Here is a 17122-nt window from a genome sequence, read left to right on the forward strand (position 1 = left end):
GAGCGCCCCACTTCTTCTCCAGCACGACGTTGCGGCCCTTGGGACCCAGGGTCACCTTGACCGCGTCGGCCAGCTGGTTCATGCCGCGCTCGAGAGCACGCCGGGCGTCCTCGTCGAACGCGATCATCTTCGAAGCCATTTCCTGCTCCTGCTCTTGATAGGGGCGGTCCGGGACGGCGCCCGCGACGGACGGCCCACCGGCAGGCGGACCTCGCCGTCCCGGCACACCCGGCCGGTTGGCACTCTCCAGGGGTGAGTGCCAGGCGTCCCGTCGCACTCTACCCACAACTTGCGCGACACGCACATAGTGCGTCCCGCGCATCGTCAGATAGAGTCACTTCCATGAACGACGACGCCCCCGACCTCCGGGCGCGCAACAAGCAGGCCACCCGGGAGGCGATCAGCCACGCCGCGCTACGCCTGGCCATCGAGCAGGGCCCCCACGGGCTGGCCCTGGTGCGCGTCCATGACATCGCCACGGCCGCGGGAGTCTCATCCCGTACCTACAACAACTACTTCTCCAGCAGAGCGGAGGCGATCTGCGCCTTCCAGGCCGACCAGGCCGCCCGCGTGGGGCAGGCACTGCGCGCCCGGCCCGCCGGCGAGCCGCTCGACCAGGCCGTCATCGCGGCCGTGGTCGAGCTCTACACCGACCCCGAACCCGACAAGGCCGGGCTGCGCATGATCATGTCGACGCCCGAGCTGGAGGGCGAGGCGCTGAGGGCGTTCACCATGGCGGAAGGCCCGCTCGCCGAGGCGATCGCGGCCCGCACCGGCACCGACCCAGAACGCGACCTGTTCCCCGCCGTCACGGCCGCCGCGGTGGCCGCCGCCATCCGGGTGGCGGGGCGACGCTGGCTCGAGCCCGGCAACACCGAATCCTTCGCCGCGATCCTGCGCGGCGCACTGTCTTGCGTCGTTCCCGCCGCGCCGCCTGGAAGGCCCTCATAGGCCGACAAGGCGGTCGCGAATGTGGCCAACCTGGCCAAGGTGGCTGCCCCCGAAGCCATGCGACAGCGACCCGCTCGATAACGAGGTGCGGCGAACCCACGTTTCGGGCGAAGATGGCCGCGCCTGGCTGTGGGAGCCGGTACCCCCTGGATGAGGAGTGCGCCATGAGCGCCATCGGATCGGCGGACCCGGAGGTCCGGGTGAGCACGGGACGGCTGCGTGGACGGATGGAGGACGGCGTGGCCGTCTTCCGCGGCGTGCCGTTCGCACACCCGCCGGTGGGCAGCCTGCGGCTGGCCGCGCCGGTGCCGGCCAAGGCATGGGACGGGGTGCGCGAAGCCGGAGCGTTCGGTCCGCGGCCGCCGCAGTCCAGGTTGCTGGGCTCGTCCAGCGCGGACGACGCGGACGGCGACTGGCTGACCGTCAATGTCTGGTCCCCCGACCTGGGCGCCGCCCGGCTGCCGGTGATGGTGTGGATTCATGGCGGGGGCTACATGTACGGGTGGTCCGGCGACCCCCTCTTCGACGGCCGCGTGCTCGCCCGGGACGGCGTCGTCGTGGTCACCTTCAACTACCGGGTCTCCGCCGAGGGCTTCGGACATTTCCAGGGCGCACCGGCCAACCGCGGGCTCCTGGACCAGGTGGCCGCCCTCCGCTGGGTGCGGGACAACATCGCGGCCTTCGGCGGCGATCCGGACCGGGTCACCGCCTTCGGAGAGTCCGCCGGAGCCGGGAGCATCGCGGCACTGATGACGATGCCCAGCGCCACCGGCCTGTTCCGCCGGGCGATCGCGCAGAGCGTGCCGGGCCTGTTCTTCTCCACCGAGCTGGCCGCCGACATCGCCGCCGCGGTAGCCGGCGAACTGGGCCTGCCCCCGCGCGCGAGCGAACTCGCCCGCCTGTCGCCGGAGCGGCTGATCGACGCCGGGGATGCGATGTCGGAAAAGATGGGCGGCCACCCGCAGTGGGGCCGCGTCGCGCACGTCCCGACGCTGTGCGCGCCGGTCGTGGACGGCGAAGTGCTGCCCGCGGCGCCATGGCGGTCACTGGCGGACGGGGCCGCCCGCGAGGTGGAGCTGATCGTGGGTCACAATCGCGACGAGTATCGGCTGTTCATGGCCATCAGCGGCGACATCGGCCAGATCACCGCCGACCGGGCGGACACCGCGCTGCGGGTGCTCGCCCCGGACCCGGAGGCTTACCGGGCCGCCTACCCGGGGGCCGACGAGGAGCGGCTGTACGAGCTGGTCCACTCCGACTGGTTGTTCCGGATGCCTTCCGTCCGGCTGGCCGAAGCCCACCAGAAGCACGCTCGCGCCCACCTGTACGAGCTGACCTGGCCGGCCCCCGGCATGGGCGGAGACCTCCTCGGCGCCTGTCACGGGCTCGGCCTGCCGCTGACGTTCGGCAACCTGACCGCCGGCGCGGCAGGACTGTTACTCGGGCAGGAGCCGCCCCCGGCCGCGGCCGAGCTGTCGGCCCGGGTCCGAGCGGCATGGATCGCCTTCGCCACGACCGGAGACCCGGGCTGGCCGGCGTACGAGCCGCAGAACAGGCACACCTGGATCATCGACACCGAGCCGGACGTCGCGGCGTATCCGGAGGAGACCTCCCGTGAGCTGTGGGCCGGACACGCCTTCGACCCCCTCGCGTTGCGGGCGCGGCCATAGCCGTTCCAACCCGAGACTCGAGCATCGTGGCCGACGGCATCACCTACCGGAGACAAGCCCAGATGCTCGGGGCCGAACGGCGGAAACCGGATGTCCTCCCGCCTGAACTGCGGCACCGCCGACCAGTCGTAGGTGAGCGTGCCCTCGGCCGGCGGCGCCCGGTCGGCGGCTTCCTGAACTCAGCCGGTGCCATCGATCGCGGCATGGCTCGTCGGAGCCGCCGGCACCGCGAACACCCTCGTTGACACCTCCCACGGGTAACCGCTATCTATTGGCTAACCGTTAGGGGGGTGGAGTGCAGGACGCAGTGCTGGCGATGCTCGCCAAGGAGCCATCGCACGGGTACCACTTGCACGCTCGGCTGCAGCGGACTCTTGGCCCGCTGGGCGAGTCGATGAACCGCGGTCAGATCTATGTGACGTTGGCCCGGCTGGAAAAAGCGGGGCTCGTCGTCTGTGAGCGGACGGATGGCCTGCCCGAGCGGCCCGAGCGCAAGGTCTATGAGCTGACGCCTGCCGGGCAGCAGCGGGTGTCCGCCTGGCTGGCCGAGGTGGGCTGGCCGAAACCGGATCTGGCGGAGTTCCATCTCAAGCTCGCCGCGGCCGCAGCGGCCCGGCTGGCCGACCCGGTCGAGCTGGTGGCGGCGCAGCGCCGCGAGTTGTTGCGCCGCTTGCGTGAGGTGCAGCAGGCGGCGCTGGCCGAGCCGCCGGGATCGGGTGCCGGCCTGCTGCTGGAAGGGGTCGTACTGCGGTTGCAGGCGGACCTGCGCTGGCTGGATGCCTGCGAGCGGGCCTGGTCCAGGGCCGATGACGAAGTTGAAGGTGGATGAAGGTGTCAAGTGCCGTGGTCCGGGCCTGCGGCCTGGTGAAGACGCATGGTCAGGGGCAGAGCCGGGTCCGCGCGGTGGACGAGGTCGACCTGGAGGTGCCGCAGGGGCAGACGCTGGCGGTGATGGGGCCCAGCGGCTGCGGGAAATCGACACTGCTGCACCTGCTCGGTGGCCTGGAGCGGCCTGCCGATGGAGAGGTGTGGGTGGCCGGTCGGCGCATCGACACCTTGAGCGAACGAGGTCTGGCGCGCCTGCGGCGCCGGTCGGTGGGGTTCATCTTCCAGGCCTTCCATCTGGTGGAGGAGCTGTCGGCGGCCGAGAACGTGGAGCTGCCCGCGCTGCTGGCCGGGTGCTCGCGCCGCCAGGCCAGGCGGCGCGCGAGCCTGCTGCTGGAACGGGTCGGGCTCGCCGACCGTGCCCGGCATCTGCCGTCACAACTGTCGGGCGGCCAGCGTCAGCGGGTCGCCGTCGCTCGCGCGCTGGTCAACGAACCGCTGGTCGTCCTGGCCGACGAGCCGACCGGCAACCTCGACACCGCGGCCACCCTCGATGTGCTGAGGATCTTCGAGGAGCTGCGTGCCGCGGGGCAGACGTTCGTGATCGTCACGCATGACGAGCGGGTGGCGGCCACGGCGGATCGGCTGGTCTCGATGCGCGACGGGATGTTCGTCGACGACACCTGGCTGGCCGGCTCCCACCCGCGCGGGCTCGGCGGGCTGGAGGGCTGAACGTCATGGGCTCCATCGTGCTCGTCGTACGTCTGGTGCTGGCCGACATCCGCCGGCACCAGGTTCAGGCGGTGATGCTCCTGCTCGCGGTGACCGTGGCCACCGCCACGATGGCACTGGGCCTGTCCCTGGGCGGCGTGAGCGACGCGCTGTACGAGCAGACCCGCGCGGCCACCGCCGGGCCGGACGTGGTGGCACTCTCCGGCGACCCGGGCTTCGCCGAGACCTCGGCCCTGGCCGCGCTGGCGGACGCTCCCGAAGTGGTCGCCCACCATGGCCCCTATCGCATCGTCTACGCCAACCTCACCACCCGCGACTGCGCTCGGCATGGAACGCCCCCGACGTCGGCGCCCGGCCCTCGCTCGGCCGGCTGCTGCCCGCGCTGATCGGGCTCGCGTTCGCCACCACGCTGGTGTCGCTGTTCCTGTCGTACGGCGGCGCCCTGCAGTACCGCCCCGAGGGCATCGTCCGGGCGTTGTCCATGCTGCGGGACGCGGGCGGCGGCGGCCGGCGGGGCGCCGGCCCCGTGGCGGTGGGTCCGAGCGCCGCGCAGGTGGCCGTCTCGATGGTCGTCACCAACGTCGTCTCGCTCAGCCCGGTGCTGTTGGTCGTGCGCCGCTGGCTGTTGCCGTTCGGCTCGGTGACCGTCATGTACGCGGTCATGGCGCTCATGCCGGGCGCCCAGACGGGGTTCCGCAACGTGCCGATGCTGTTGTCGTTCGTGGCCGCCGGGGTTGTGAGCGACCTGCTGATCCGCCGGCTGCGGCCGTCGGGTGAGCGGCGCGCCGCCTACTGGGCGTTCGCCGGGCTGTCGGCCTTCGCCACCTGGTCGCTGTACATCGGGGTCGCCTCGGCCACCGGGGGCGGCCTGCCCGCCGTACCCGAGCTGTGGACCGGCGCGCCGATCGTCGCCGGACTGATCGGACTGGCACTCGGGGCGCTGCTCCTGCCCAACGCGGTCACTCTCGCCCCCAGAATGCGACGCGAGCGTCACGGCCACACTAGGTAATCATAACGCTACGGAAAGTCATCGGTCAGGTATGGTCGCGTTGATCACTCACGCTCCCTGAAGGCCTTTCACATGACTGTCACCAAGCTCGACGCCGCCGCACATCGCCGCTGGCTGGGCAAGACCATGGCGCTGAGCTGCGGGCTGTGGGAGGGGACGAACGACCTCGACACCGCCCAGCTCGCGAAATTCGGGCTGCTGAGCGACTGGGCGGAGGTGACCGCCCAGCCACGCGTCCTCGACGTGGGCTCGGGCTACGGCGGCCTTCTGAGCTATCTGAGCCGAGAACGCGGTGTGGCAGCCGCGTGTGGTGTCGACGCCTCCGATCACGCGTGCCGGGAAGCCGAAGGGTTGCGGCTGCCCGGGGTGACCATCCATCAGGGCGACTATCGTGCCTTCACCCCCGACCGGCCCTACGACGCGGTCGTCAGCATCGGGCTCCTGGAGAACGTGGACGGCACGCCCGACCCCTATGCGGAGTTCTTCGCCCACGCGCACGCGTGGACCAGGCCGGGCGCCCGGCTGGCGCTGGAGAGCACGATCCGGGGACACAGCGAGAGCTGGCCGGCCGAGGCCGCACGATACGTCGAGGCGATGCGACGCCTGCGCCTGACCGGCACCGTTCTCACGCTCGACCGGCTCCTGGCCGCCTGCGGGCGTTGGTGGGAGCCGATCCACGTACGGACCCACCGTGACGACTACGCGCGCACCTTCGCGACATGGGCCACCCAGCTGCGCGGGTGCTGCGATCGGCTGGGGAGCGTCGAGCGCGATGAGACGACACTCGCCGACTGGCTGGACTTCACCACGACGGGCATGGCGCTCTTCCAGCAGGGCGCCCTGTCCGTAGCGCACCTCGGACTACGCCGAATAGATCAACCAACGCGCCCGCCGACCGCACCAGGTTCCGCAGGCGTGAAGACACCCGGGCCCCGGCCCGGCCCACGAGCCCCGCGATCAGATATCGCGAGGATCCGGTGAGGCACTCAGTCCGCACCGGCGGCACTCTCACGCATGGAAGGAGAGAGAAGATGCTTTCGACGAGCACCTCGACCGAAACCCTGAGCGCCTGCCCGATCGAGATGGAAGACGGCAAGCTTCTGGTCGCCCCGATCACCAGCAGCAGCAGTTCAGCCGCCGTCGCCATGGAGGAGTAAACGCGAGAAGCGGGTGCCGTGTCCCGGTCCGAGGACCGGGACACGGCACCCGCCGAATCCGGCCCACCTCGTTCAAGGATCGGTGCAGATGGAGAACACGCCGGTGCTGCGCTCCGCGCTCGGCACCAACTTCTTCCGTGCGGTCAGCCCTTGGCTGGACAGCACGGCTTTCCACACCAATCAGCTCCGGCACTCCCATCTCGGGATCTCCCGGTCGGCCTCGCCCGCCGAGGAGTTCCTGTACGCCAGCCGGCTCCGCCGCCACGACCGTGAGCTGCAGCGCTCGGTGGCCGACTACCTCACGACGGCGAGCATGGAGACGCTGAGCCACACCGATGAGGAGAGCATCCCCGCGGCACGCCGCGTCGAGCTGCCGGATCCGGCGCCGGCGCGGATGGCGCTGGATGAGGCGATCGCGGCCCGGCGCAGCACCCGCACGTTCAGCGGCGCCCCGGTGACGCTGCCCGAGACCGCCGCGCTGCTCCGGGCTGCCGGAGCGTGCTTCGGCCACGAGGCGGGCCGGCCGCACCGAGCCGTCCCCAGCGGCGGCGGGCTGTACCCGGTCGAGCTGCACCTCGCCGCACGCGAGGTGACGGACCTGGAGCCGGGCCTGTACCGCTACGCCCCCCGCCTGGACTGCCTGGACCACCACGGCGGCCCCCGGCAACTGGCCGCGCTCCTGCGCTGCGGCCTGGACGAGCTGCCCGACCTACTGCCGATCGACCGAGCGGCGCTCGTCGTGCTGTTCGTCGGGCGCCCATGGCGCTCGATGCGCAAGTACGGCCCGCGCGGGCTGCGGTTCGTGCTGCACGAGGTGGGGGCGATGGCGCAGCATGTCCATCTCACCGCGACCGCGCTCGGCCTGGCCGGCACGGACTGGTCGACCTACTACGACGAGGAGGCCCACGAGGTCCTCCGGGTCGACGGACTGCGGACCGCCTTGCTGCATCTGATCGTCCTCGGCCGGCCGGGCGGCCGGCCACAGCCGCAGGAGAAGAACCGGCCGCATCCGCAGGAGAAGAACCGGCCGCATCCGCAGGAGAAGATGTGACACAGCCCGCATCACCCCGTATCAAGCGGTCGTTCTCGGTCATCGGACATGATCCCGACACGGTCGAGCTCAGGCAGGGCGTGTGGAGCGCCACCTCGCACACCATCACCGACGAGGCCCGGCGCGGCTGGCTGTTCTCGGTGGTGAACGCTCTGGACGGCTCCCGGGAGGTGGCCGAGCTCGCCGCGCGGGCGAACATCGGCATGGAGGAGATGTCCTCGCTCCTGGAGCAGTTGCGGACACTCGACGCGATCGAGGACAGCGCGACGAGCGCACTCGACCACTACCTCGACCACTACGCCGACCTGCTCGCCGGGCCACCGCCGCCCGCCCGTCCGGTACGGGTGATCGGCGACGGCGGAATGGCCGCCCGCGTCACGGAGCTGATCGCGGCCAGCGATCCGGGGATCGACGTGACCGACTCCAGCGACGACCCCGTCCTCGGGGTGCTCGACGACGCCGACACCGGCTGGACCACGCACGGGCTGCGGCTGCACGAAGTCGCCGAGACGTTCGCCTCCTGGGAAGGCGGCATCACCGTGTGGGCCGGTGTCCGGGTGGATCCGGTGGCGGTGAGCCTGTTCAACAGGGTCGCCCTGGAAGTCGGCATGTCCTGGCTGCACGGCACGATCGATGGGCCGTTCCTGTTCGTCGGCCCGACCTTCCACCCGGGCCGCGGGCCCTGCTACACCTGCCTGGAAACGCGCATCACGATGAACCTCGCCGACGGCGCGGGCTACCGCCGATACAAGAACGCGCTCACCACCGCGCAGGCGTCGGGCGGACGCCCGCCCATGCTGCCCGCGCTGTCCTCGCTGCTCTGCTCCCATCTCGCCTTGGAGGCGATCAACCTCGCTCATACGGGCGCCTCCTTCACCCACGGCAAGATGCTGTGCGTCTACCTCCCCACATGGGAGACGACCGTCAGCGAGGTCCTGCAGATCCCCGGCTGTCCGGCCTGCTCACCCGTCGCGCAGCGCGACGAACCCGAGCTCTACTTCCAGGCCAAGGAGTGGCTCAGTGGCTGACCAGGGCACCGCCGCGGGCCTCGTACCGCGGACCACACCGTTCGACACGGGCACCCGGATGCTGGCCCGGCGCATGCTGAACCCCGTGTGCGGCCTGATACCGCGGCTGAAGTTCAGCGCCCGCTCACGTGGCGAACCACGCATCGCCATCGCCGGCGCCGAACTCACCGGCGTGCACGTCCTGTATGATGCCCGGCCGATCCCCCCAGAGCGCCACCACCTGGGCGGGGCCGGCATCCTGCTCGACGAGCCCCTCATCAAGTCACTCGGGGAGTCGGCCGAGCGTTACTGCCACCACTCCTTCCTCGCCCTGCACCGCGACCGGCTCCGCTTCGCCAGTCACCGCGCCATGAGCAGCGGTGGCCACGGGATTCCGGCAGATCAGTGCCTGTCGTTCTTCTCCGACGAGCAGCTCGGCCGCGACGGCTTCCTTTTCGAGCCCTTCGACCCCGACGCCCCGATGAGCTGGCTGCCCGCCGACTCGCTCACCTCGGACGACCCCTATTGGATGCCCGCCCAGCTCACGCTGGTCGGCTACCTGCCGCGGCGTAAGGAGGGCGAGCCCTGGGTGAACGCCGCGGTGACCACCGGCACCGCGACCCACAGCGACCCGGGCAAAGCCCTGCTCGGCGCCCTGGAGGAGCTCATCCAGCTCGACTGCGTGATCGGGCACTGGTACGGCGGTCAGCCCTCCGTCAAGATCCTGCTTGACGGACGCCTGCGGGCCCTCGCCCGGTTGATCGACCGCCACTGGTCGCCGGGCACGCCGCCCCCGGAGTTCCACCTCCTGCCCAGTCCCGACCTGCCCGGCTTCACCGTCGCCTGCGTCTACCGCGACGAGCACCCCGGCAACGCGCCGGTCGTCGCGGGCCTGGGCAGCGACCAGCGCCTGGGCCACGCGATGTACAAGGCCCTCCTCGAAGCCGTCGCGGTGTTCCGCTACGCCAACTGGATGGCCGCCAAGGCCGCCATCGAGGAGTGTGACGTCACCGACAAGGACCGCTTCTTCGATCTCGACGACAACGTGGCCTACTACACGGATCCTGCCAACGCCGCGATCATCGACAAGCGCTTCGCCGTCCATGTGGAGGTCTCGGCGCGTGACCTGCCCCCCGACGCGGCCCCAGACCTCCGCACCCGCGTGAAAGGGCTGGTGGCGGCCTTCGCCAGGACCGGAAAACAGCTCGGCTACCTCGACCTCACCACCCCGGACATCCGCCACCTCGGGCTCACGGTCTGCCGCGTCTGGTCCCCCGACACCCTCAGCCTGTGCCCGCCCAGCGCGCCGCCCCTGCTGCACAAGCGATTCGCCGACTACGGCGGCGCGACCAACCCCGAGCCCCATCCCTACCCTTGAGCACCCCATGACCTCGCGCGAGGTCAGAGCTTGCCGAGTCCCTGGGCCAGGATGGTGGCGGTCTTCGCGATGGTCTTGTTGTCGGTGGGCAGGCCCGGGGTGCGGTTGGTGTAGATCGCCATCACGATGGGAGCGGCGCCCTGCTCGGGCCGGATGACGGCGATGTCGTTCCCGCCGCCGAATCCGTCGGAGTTGGTGCCGGTCTTGTCGGCGATCGTCCAGGTCTTGGGCAGGCCGGCCCGGATGCGCTCGGCGCCGGTCTTGTTGGCGAGCAGCCAGGCGTTGAACTGCTCCCGGTCCTTGGCGTGCAGCGCGTCGCCGATCGCGAGCACGCGCAGATCGCCGGCGATGGCCGCGGGTGTGGTGGTGTCGCGCTTCTCCTTGGGCGTCCAGTCGTTGAGCTCGGGGTGCAGGCGGTCCATCCGGGAGATCGGGTCCTTCAGCGTACGGAAGTACTTCGTCATCCCGGCGGTGCCGCCGATCAGCTTGAGCAGCAGGTTGGCCGCGGTGCCGTCGCTCTTGGTGATGGCCGCCTCGCACAACTGGGCGACTGTCAGGCCGTCCTCGACGTGCTTCTCGGTGACCGGCGAGTTGGGCGTCATGTCGGCGGCCGTCCACTTGATGAGCTTGGTCATCAGGCCAGGCTCGGAGGTGCGCGCCTTGTGCAGCACGGCCGCGCAGAGCGGCGCCTTGAAGGTGGACAGGAATGGAAAGCGCTCGCCCGCCCGGTACGTCACCGTCTTGCCGGTGGCCGTGTCGATGGCGTACGCGCCGATGCGGCCCTTGAAGGACACCTCCAGCGCCCGCAGCTCCTTCCTGACCTTGGCCTCACCCGAGACGGCCGGGGACGCCGCGACGGTCGCGGCCGAGGCCGGGCCCGCGCCGACGGTGGCACCGGACAGGAGGGAGAGCGCCAACGAGGTCGCGGGGAGCGTCGCGGTGACGCGGCGGACGCGGAGGTGTCGCATGCCAAGATCCTTGCTTCTCGTCTGTCAGAAGCTTGGAGCAAAGCAGATGTGATCATCCACTGTCTAATAGCGATATCGGGGCCGTAGCGATATCGAGCCCGATATCGCTACAGGTCAGGTAACGGGTGCCAGGCCCAGCTCCCGCATGACGAACGCCAGCCAGAAGCTCTGTTGCTGAACGATCGTGCTCCAGCTCGTCCCCCCATGGCCCGCGTCGGACCAGACGCGCAGCAGGACGGGATGGGACGAGGTGGTGGCGGCCTGCGCTCTGGCGGCGAACTTGCGGGAGTGCCACGCCGGGCAGCGAGGATCGTTGGCCCCCGCGTCCAGCAGGATCGCCGGGTAGGCCGTGCCCGGTTTCACGTTGTGATACGGCGAGTAGGCCATGAGCACGGGGGCGTCGGCCGGGTCGTTGGGATTGCCGTACTCGGACAGGGTCGCGGCGGTGCCCAGCGGGTCGCGGGCGACGCGCATCAGGTCCAGCTTCGGGGCGCCGCAGACCACCGCCCGCCACAGCTCCGGCCGCTGGGTCACGGCGGCGCCCGTGAGCAGCCCGCCGTTCGAGGCCCCCTGGACCGCCAGCCGGTCAGGGGTGGTGACCCCGTCGGCGATCAGCCGCTCCGCGATCGCGTACAGGTCGTCGAAGGTGTTCTGCTTGGCGTGCCGCCGCCCGCCCTCCCACCAGTCCAGGCCGAACTCCCCGCCGCCGCGCACGTGCGCGTGCGCGTAGATCCCGCCCGCCTCCACGAACGCGGCCAGGGGGCCGAGGTAGGACGCCAGCACGGCGACGTTGAAACCGCCGTACCCCTGGATCAGGGTCGGTTGCGGGCGCGAACGGTCGAGGTCGGCGCGGTGGACCAAGGTGCAGGGCACGCGCGTGCCGTCGGCCGACGTGGCCCATACGCGGGTGGTGACCAGCCCGGTGAGCGTGTGACCCGACCCCTGCAGGGCGGTCAGGGTGCCCGGCTCCAGCTCGTAGTGATAGACCGTGGGGGACTGGGTGTAGGAGGTGTAGCCGAAGGTGATGGCGTCCTGGCAGCCCACGACCTGGTCCATCACCCCCAGCGCGACGACTCCCTGGGCGATGGAGCTGACCGAGCCCTGGCCGGGCAGCGGGACCTCGCCGAGGTCCGTGCCGTCCAGGCCGAGGATCCGGATGCGGGAGACGGTGTCCACCAGCTCACCGAGCACCAGCCGCTCACCGACCAGGGTCACGCCGGTGAGTACGGCATCGCCGCCCGGCACCAGCTCGGTCCAGGTGTCCGGGTCATCGGGGCTGTCCAGCGGGATGCGGACCAGGCGGCCTCGCGAGGCACCCGCCGTGGTGACGGCCACGTAGGAGTCGCCGACGAGCACGCCCTTGTACAGGTGCTCGGCGTCGGTGATGAACTCGCGCCACTCCCAGGGGCCGTCGTCCAGGCGGGTGATGAAGTGCGGCCGGGGCCGTAAATGGTCGACCTGGACCATCGCCCAGCGCCCGTCCCGGGAGATCTTGGGGATGGCGAACATGTGGGGGATGTCCAGCGGCTCGGGCCGGGTCGGCGCCGGCTGCCCCAGCCGGTGGAAGAACAGCCGCCACCGTACCTGCGCCGCCCCTGATTCGTTGGCCATGTAGAAGAATCCACTGCCGTCGGGGAGCCAGGCCACCAGCCCCGGCCGCTGCTGCGGTACGCCGTCCAGCAGCACCTTCCCGGTGTCGATCTCGATCACCTTGAGCGCCGGCAGCTCGCGGCCGCCGGCGTCCAGGGAGTACGCCAGCAGGCTGCCGTCGGGGGAGGGCTGCGGGCTCATGCGCAATGGCGTGCCGTCGGACAGCTCGTTGAGGTCGATCACCATGCGCCATGGACCCATGGGGGCGTCGGCCGTCTCGAAGACCATCAGCTCCTGACCGTCGGGGATGCGCGCGCGGAACCACCGCGGCCCGTATCGCACCGGTACCACCAGGTTGCGGGCGTCCATCTGCTCGATCAGCTCATCGACGCGGGCCGCGAGCGCCTCATGGTGCGGCCAGCCGTGCACGTAGGAGCGGGCCAGCTCGTCCTGGGCCTTCTGCCAGGCCGCCACACCCTCGCCGTCGTCCTCCTCCAGCCACTGGTAGGGATCGTCGAAGACCAGGCCACCGACCTCGTTGTACTCCGGCCGTACCGGCGCCTCGGGGTATCGCATTCTCGTGTCACTCTCCTGATTCGTGTTCGCGGGCCCAGATCACGGCGCGCTGGAGGTAGTCCAAGATGGCGGGCAGACCGTCCGCGTCCAGCCACTCGATCTGGCGGCTGACCTCCGCGCTGACCCCGGCGCTGTTGTCGCGCCACCACGCCGTCCCGGCGGCCTTGAGCCGTTCGTCGAACTGCTCGTCGCGCTGCTCATCGCCGCTCTGGATCGCGGCCGCCATCGCCGTCCAGCGGGCGGTCACGGCCTGCACCTGGGGGTCGTCGACGGGCGTGCCCGCCAGCATGTGCTGGTGGGCCTCCTTGAGCAGGACGAGCCATTCGGCCCGCAGGTCCCGCAGCGTGTCCTCGCCGAGTTGGATCCGGCGCTGGGCCAAGTGGTCTCGAATTTCCTGGCCGAAGTAGGTCTCGTACACCGAGATCTCTTCGAGGGCGGTCATGAAGTCCTCGGGGTCGGGCATGACCGACTGGTCGAGCAGCCCGAGGAGCCCGCCGATCTTCGTCTTGAGCTGCGCCATCCGGGCCGATTGCAGCTCCAGCTCGGCCAGCTGGGCACCGAGCAGGTCGCGCATGGCCGTCAGGTCGTCGGCCGGCCGCCGGAGGACGTTCGCGATCTCCTCCAGCGACAGTCCCAGCCCGCGCAGGGCCCGCACGCGATACAGCTGCCGCAGATCGGCCTCGGTGTAGCGGCGGTGGCCCGACGCGGTCCGCTCGCCGGCCCGGACCAGGCCGATCTCGTCGTAGTGGTAGAGCGTACGGATGGTGACCCCGGTGGCCTTGGCCAGCTCTCCGATGGTCCATCGACGCTCGATACCGTCGTTTCCGGTCACGGAGTCGACGGTAGATCCTCCCGCCACGGGAGGTTCAAGCCAGAGCTCCCGCCCGTCTCAACGTGGCCGGTGGCCGTCGAGGCGGTGGGACGCGGCTACGTGAAGCAGGACGGCGGGCCATGTGCGGGTGCCACCGGGAACGATCTTGGTCGTGGGTTTGATGAGCTCGGTGGCGTGGGCGTGCCGGAGCTGGTGGATGTCGATCTCGACCCCGGCGGCCTGGCAGCAGCCGTCCCACCGGCTGCGGTAGCCCCGCACCGTGTGCGGTGACTTGCCCGCGTTCTTCAAGTCGGTGAGGAAGTCATCCAGATGGCGGGCGAGCGGATGGTCGTGGCCGAGTTGCTCGATGATCACCGGATCCACGGCATCCACGTCTTCTAGTCCGTGGCCGCCTGGCTCCCGAAGAGAAACCAGCTTCCGTCGGGGGCGAGTGGTGGGAGCGATCCTCATCAGCTGAACTGAACGTTCAGTTCACTTACTGGAGGGTGTCCATGAGAATCTGGTTCATCACGGGTGCCTCGCGTGGGTTCGGTCTGGAGATCGCACGCAAGGCTCTGGCCGAGGGGGATGCGGTGGTCGCCACCGCACGGAATGCCGAACAGGTCGAGGTCGAACTTGCGGGCGCCGGTGATCGGCTGCTGGCCGTGCCCGGTCCGGGGTGAGCAAGGCGACCATCTACAAGCACTGGTCCAACCGCATCTGCGTCGCCATCGACGCGTTCGCCCTGCACATGGCCGAGGCGACCCCGGTGCCCGACACGGGCTCGGCGTGCGAGGACCTCCTGCGGCAGCGCTTCCTGGAGGGCCGCCGCGAGCTGATTCGCCAGATGTGGCGACGCGGAGTGCAACGAGGTGAACTACGCACCGACGTCGACGTGGAAGTCGCCCAGGACGTCCTGTTCGGCTCCATTATCTTCCGCCTCGTCAGCGGCCACGCCCCCCTCACACCCACCGAGGCGGAGGCCATCGCGAAGGCCGCCCTCACCGGCCTCCTCGCCCAACCGGCCAGCGACACTGACAGGCTCCGTTGATTGAGTGGGGTCTGAACACGTCGCGGGACTCGGACCTTGCGGTCAGGTCCCGTTTCCCGCCTCGGCGCCCTCGGTATCGGGCAGGTCGGGGATCTGCCTGAGCGCGCGCAGACCTTGGGTGGGGCCGGAGGAGGCGATGGGGCAGCCCAGGCAGTTGAGGTGCGCGTGGCCGAGGCGGCGCTCCAGTTCGGCACGGTTGTAGGCGGCCGACAGCCGCAGCGCGGCCGCCCCATTGCTGGTGTGCTCCTTCCGTCGTATGCCGACACTTGTTGACCTGGCCGCGCTCGATGTCAACAGCTGTTGGCCTACACCCGTTGGCGCGGGAAGACTTTAAAAGAGTTATTCCGCTACTGGACAAATCCCGCTCGCTATGGCCATGCACCGATGAGCATGGAGACATCTATCTCATTGTGCGGATCGCCATTTTATGGCCTCCCCATCGCTAACCCCGCTGACCTGGGATGCGACATCTCGGAAGCAGTTTTTTCGGCTTTTCGAGCGCCTGTGGATTGCCATTAGGGTGCACATTCATGGAATCGACTTTTCGATCGGCCGAAGAACTCGCGGCCGCCACGCGTGCCGGTGAAGTGACCTCGGCGGAACTGGCCGACGAGGCGATCGCCCGCATCGAGCGGGACGACAAGGTGTTCAAAAGCGTGAGACCAGTCATTAACTGCTTTGTGGAGGGATCTGCGTGAAAGCGTTGCTCACCCTGACCTGCGCAGGTCAGTTCATGGTGCTGCTCGACAACACGATCGTCGGCGCCGCCCTGCCCGACATGCAGCAGCGGCTCCACACCGGGCTGACCGGCCTGCAGTGGATCGTCGACGCCTACGTGCTGCTGGTGGCCATGCTGTTGCTGTCGGGCGGCGTCTTCGCCGACCGGTTCGGCCGCCGGCGGGTGTTCCTGGCCGGGCTGGTGGTGTTCACGGCCGCGTCGGTGGTGTGTTCGCTCGCGCCCTCGATCGGCTGGCTGATCGCCGGGCGGGTGGTGCAGGGCGTTGGGGCCGCGGCGCTGAGCCCCGCCTCGCTGGCGTTGCTCGCCGCCGCGTATCCCGCCCCAAGGGAGCGCGTCAAGGCGATCGGGTTGTGGGCCGGGTTCAGCGGCATCGGCCTGGCCGCCGGCCCGCTGGCGGGCGGCATCCTGGTGGACTCCTTCGGCTGGCCCGCCATCTTCCTGGTCAACGTGCCCATCGGGGCGGTCCTGCTGCTGGCCGGGCTGCGAGTGCTGGGGGAATCCCACAACCCGGGCGCGCCGCCGATCGACGTCCCCGGCACGGTCCTGTCCGTCGCGGGCGTGGGCGCTGTGACCTACGGCCTGATCGAGGGCGGTTCCCGAGGCTGGACCTCGCCGGTGATCCTGGGCGGCTTCGCCGCCGGGCTGGCGCTCCTGGCCGCGTTCGTCGTGGTCGAAGGTCGTGTGTCAACGCCGATACTGCCGCTTCGACTGTTCCGTCAGCGGCTGTTCACGGTGTCCAACACGGCCATGGTCGTGGTCGGGTTCGCGCTGATGGGGTCGTCGTTCTTCTTCTCCCAGTTCTTCGTCTACGTCCAGGACACTTCGATTCTGGTCGCCGGGCTGCGGACCCTGCCCGTCTCGCTGGCCATGGTGATCGTCAGCCCGTACGCGGGCCGGTTCGCGGCCAGGTACGGCTTCCGCGTCGTCGTCAGCAGCGGCCTGGCGCTGGCCGGGCTGGGGCTGCTGGCGCTGGGCTTCGTCCACGCCGATACCGGCTACGGGAACGTGTGGTGGCGGCTGGCGGTCGTCGGCATCGGATTCGCTCTGACCATGTCGCCGCTGACCGGAGCCGCCATTCAGTCGGTCAGCCCGCAGGAGGGCGGCCTCGCCTCGGGCATCAGCAGCACCACCCGGCAGATCGGCGCGGTGCTCGGCGTGGCTGTGCTCGGGGCGATCGTCCACACGCGGGAGTCCGGCGGCGCCTCCTTCGAATCCGGCCTCAACAGCGCCTTCCTCGCGGCGGGTGCCGTGACGCTGGCCTGCGCGGTATTCACCGGCCTGTGGCTGACCGCGGCCCGGACGCCGAGGGGCGTCCTGGCCGAACCGTCAGGAGGCCCAGCAATCAGCGAGCCGCCGCTGACAGCTCCTCCCAGTCGGCCCACGTCTTGAGCCGCTCGGCGTAGGCCTGCTGGGTCATCCGCAGCCCTTCGGTGCCGAAAAATACCCGCAGCGGCGAGCGAGCCGCCGGTTATGGGGCGAAGAGGACTTGGGACTCGAGGTCGAGTCGGGTGGTGGAGTTGGCGGCCGGCGGGGTCAGGTTGAGGGTCGTTGTGGCCGATGAGCTTGCCGCCGAACATGAGCCAGTCGGCGAGGTCAGACGAACGACA

General features: G+C 70.2%; 20 protein-coding genes. 15 read left to right on the top strand and 5 right to left on the bottom strand.

Features of this window, described 5'->3' with window-relative positions; translation table 11 throughout:
* The first annotated feature begins 342 nt into the window (after positions 1-342).
* The 11 genes from AB0B61_RS33615 (at position 343) to AB0B61_RS33665 (ending at position 9780) form a co-directional block, all read left to right on the top strand.
* Positions 343-951, top strand: coding sequence for a TetR/AcrR family transcriptional regulator (locus AB0B61_RS33615; RefSeq protein ID WP_358440527.1), 609 nt, complete (start codon positions 343-345; stop codon positions 949-951).
* A 164-nt stretch (positions 952-1115) separates the two neighbouring features.
* A complete protein-coding gene (locus AB0B61_RS33620; protein ID WP_358440530.1) occupies positions 1116-2621 on the top strand; it encodes a carboxylesterase family protein in 1506 nt (501 codons plus the stop codon).
* A 295-nt stretch (positions 2622-2916) separates the two neighbouring features.
* Entirely contained in the window at positions 2917-3450 is a 534-nt protein-coding gene (locus AB0B61_RS33625; protein WP_358440533.1) for a PadR family transcriptional regulator, read from the top strand.
* Positions 3447-4178 carry an ABC transporter ATP-binding protein gene (locus tag AB0B61_RS33630; protein ID WP_358440535.1) on the top strand — a complete coding sequence of 244 codons (732 nt, stop codon included), beginning with the start codon at positions 3447-3449 and terminating at the stop codon, positions 4176-4178. The genes AB0B61_RS33625 and AB0B61_RS33630 overlap by 4 nt, the downstream gene beginning before the upstream one ends.
* Positions 4179-4183: 5 nt before the next feature.
* Entirely contained in the window at positions 4184-4564 is a 381-nt protein-coding gene (locus tag AB0B61_RS33635) for a hypothetical protein (RefSeq protein WP_358440537.1), read from the top strand.
* A 26-nt stretch (positions 4565-4590) separates the two neighbouring features.
* Positions 4591-5187 carry a hypothetical protein gene (locus AB0B61_RS33640; protein WP_358440539.1) on the top strand — a complete coding sequence of 199 codons (597 nt, stop codon included), beginning with the start codon at positions 4591-4593 and terminating at the stop codon, positions 5185-5187.
* Between the two features lie 72 nt (positions 5188-5259).
* Positions 5260-6168, top strand: coding sequence for a class I SAM-dependent methyltransferase (locus tag AB0B61_RS33645; RefSeq protein ID WP_358440542.1), 909 nt, complete (start codon positions 5260-5262; stop codon positions 6166-6168).
* Positions 6169-6218: 50 nt separating this feature from the next.
* Positions 6219-6344, top strand: a complete 126-nt coding sequence (locus tag AB0B61_RS33650) for a hypothetical protein (protein WP_357957063.1) — start codon at positions 6219-6221, stop codon at positions 6342-6344.
* Positions 6345-6432: 88 nt separating this feature from the next.
* A complete protein-coding gene (locus AB0B61_RS33655) occupies positions 6433-7395 on the top strand; it encodes a SagB/ThcOx family dehydrogenase (protein ID WP_358440544.1) in 963 nt (320 codons plus the stop codon).
* Positions 7392-8423 (top strand): TOMM precursor leader peptide-binding protein, encoded by a 1032-nt coding sequence (locus AB0B61_RS33660; RefSeq protein WP_358440546.1) that lies wholly within the window; start codon positions 7392-7394, stop codon positions 8421-8423. The genes AB0B61_RS33655 and AB0B61_RS33660 overlap by 4 nt, the downstream gene beginning before the upstream one ends.
* Entirely contained in the window at positions 8416-9780 is a 1365-nt protein-coding gene (locus tag AB0B61_RS33665) for a YcaO-like family protein (protein WP_358440549.1), read from the top strand. The genes AB0B61_RS33660 and AB0B61_RS33665 overlap by 8 nt, the downstream gene beginning before the upstream one ends.
* A 23-nt stretch (positions 9781-9803) precedes the next feature.
* Here AB0B61_RS33665 and bla read toward each other — a convergent pair whose 3' ends face one another.
* The 4 genes from bla to AB0B61_RS33685 form a co-directional block, all read right to left on the bottom strand.
* Complete coding sequence (gene bla, locus AB0B61_RS33670; RefSeq protein ID WP_358440551.1) at positions 9804-10748, bottom strand: class A beta-lactamase; 945 nt, start codon at positions 10746-10748, stop codon at positions 9804-9806.
* Positions 10749-10862: 114 nt separating this feature from the next.
* Positions 10863-12914 carry a prolyl oligopeptidase family serine peptidase gene (locus AB0B61_RS33675; protein ID WP_358440554.1) on the bottom strand — a complete coding sequence of 684 codons (2052 nt, stop codon included), beginning with the start codon at positions 12912-12914 and terminating at the stop codon, positions 10863-10865.
* 7 nt (positions 12915-12921) lie between these two features.
* On the bottom strand, positions 12922-13746 hold the full coding sequence (locus AB0B61_RS33680; RefSeq protein ID WP_358440557.1) for a MerR family transcriptional regulator: 825 nt from the start codon (positions 13744-13746) through the stop codon (positions 12922-12924).
* A 57-nt stretch (positions 13747-13803) separates the two neighbouring features.
* Positions 13804-14118 carry a hypothetical protein gene (locus tag AB0B61_RS33685; protein WP_358440560.1) on the bottom strand — a complete coding sequence of 105 codons (315 nt, stop codon included), beginning with the start codon at positions 14116-14118 and terminating at the stop codon, positions 13804-13806.
* A 119-nt stretch (positions 14119-14237) separates the two neighbouring features.
* Between AB0B61_RS33685 and AB0B61_RS33690 the strand changes: the two genes are divergently transcribed.
* Positions 14238-14408 (top strand): SDR family NAD(P)-dependent oxidoreductase, encoded by a 171-nt coding sequence (locus AB0B61_RS33690; RefSeq protein WP_358440563.1) that lies wholly within the window; start codon positions 14238-14240, stop codon positions 14406-14408.
* Positions 14405-14776, top strand: coding sequence for a TetR-like C-terminal domain-containing protein (locus AB0B61_RS33695; RefSeq protein WP_358440566.1), 372 nt, complete (start codon positions 14405-14407; stop codon positions 14774-14776). Before AB0B61_RS33690 ends, AB0B61_RS33695 begins: the two co-directional genes overlap by 4 nt.
* 42 nt (positions 14777-14818) lie before the next feature.
* Here the strand turns inward: AB0B61_RS33695 and AB0B61_RS33700 are convergent, their stop codons facing one another.
* Positions 14819-15070, bottom strand: a complete 252-nt coding sequence (locus AB0B61_RS33700; RefSeq protein ID WP_358440568.1) for a hypothetical protein — start codon at positions 15068-15070, stop codon at positions 14819-14821.
* Positions 15071-15306: 236 nt separating this feature from the next.
* On the opposite strand from AB0B61_RS33700, the gene AB0B61_RS33705 reads away from it, so the two are divergent.
* Positions 15307-15474 (top strand): hypothetical protein, encoded by a 168-nt coding sequence (locus tag AB0B61_RS33705; RefSeq protein ID WP_358440571.1) that lies wholly within the window; start codon positions 15307-15309, stop codon positions 15472-15474.
* Positions 15471-16904, top strand: a complete 1434-nt coding sequence (locus AB0B61_RS33710) for an MFS transporter (protein ID WP_358440574.1) — start codon at positions 15471-15473, stop codon at positions 16902-16904. The genes AB0B61_RS33705 and AB0B61_RS33710 overlap by 4 nt, the downstream gene beginning before the upstream one ends.
* Positions 16905-17122 lie beyond the last annotated feature (218 nt).

It is taken from the genome of Nonomuraea sp. NPDC049158 (assembly GCF_040648335.1).
GTDB lineage: Bacteria > Actinomycetota > Actinomycetes > Streptosporangiales > Streptosporangiaceae > Nonomuraea.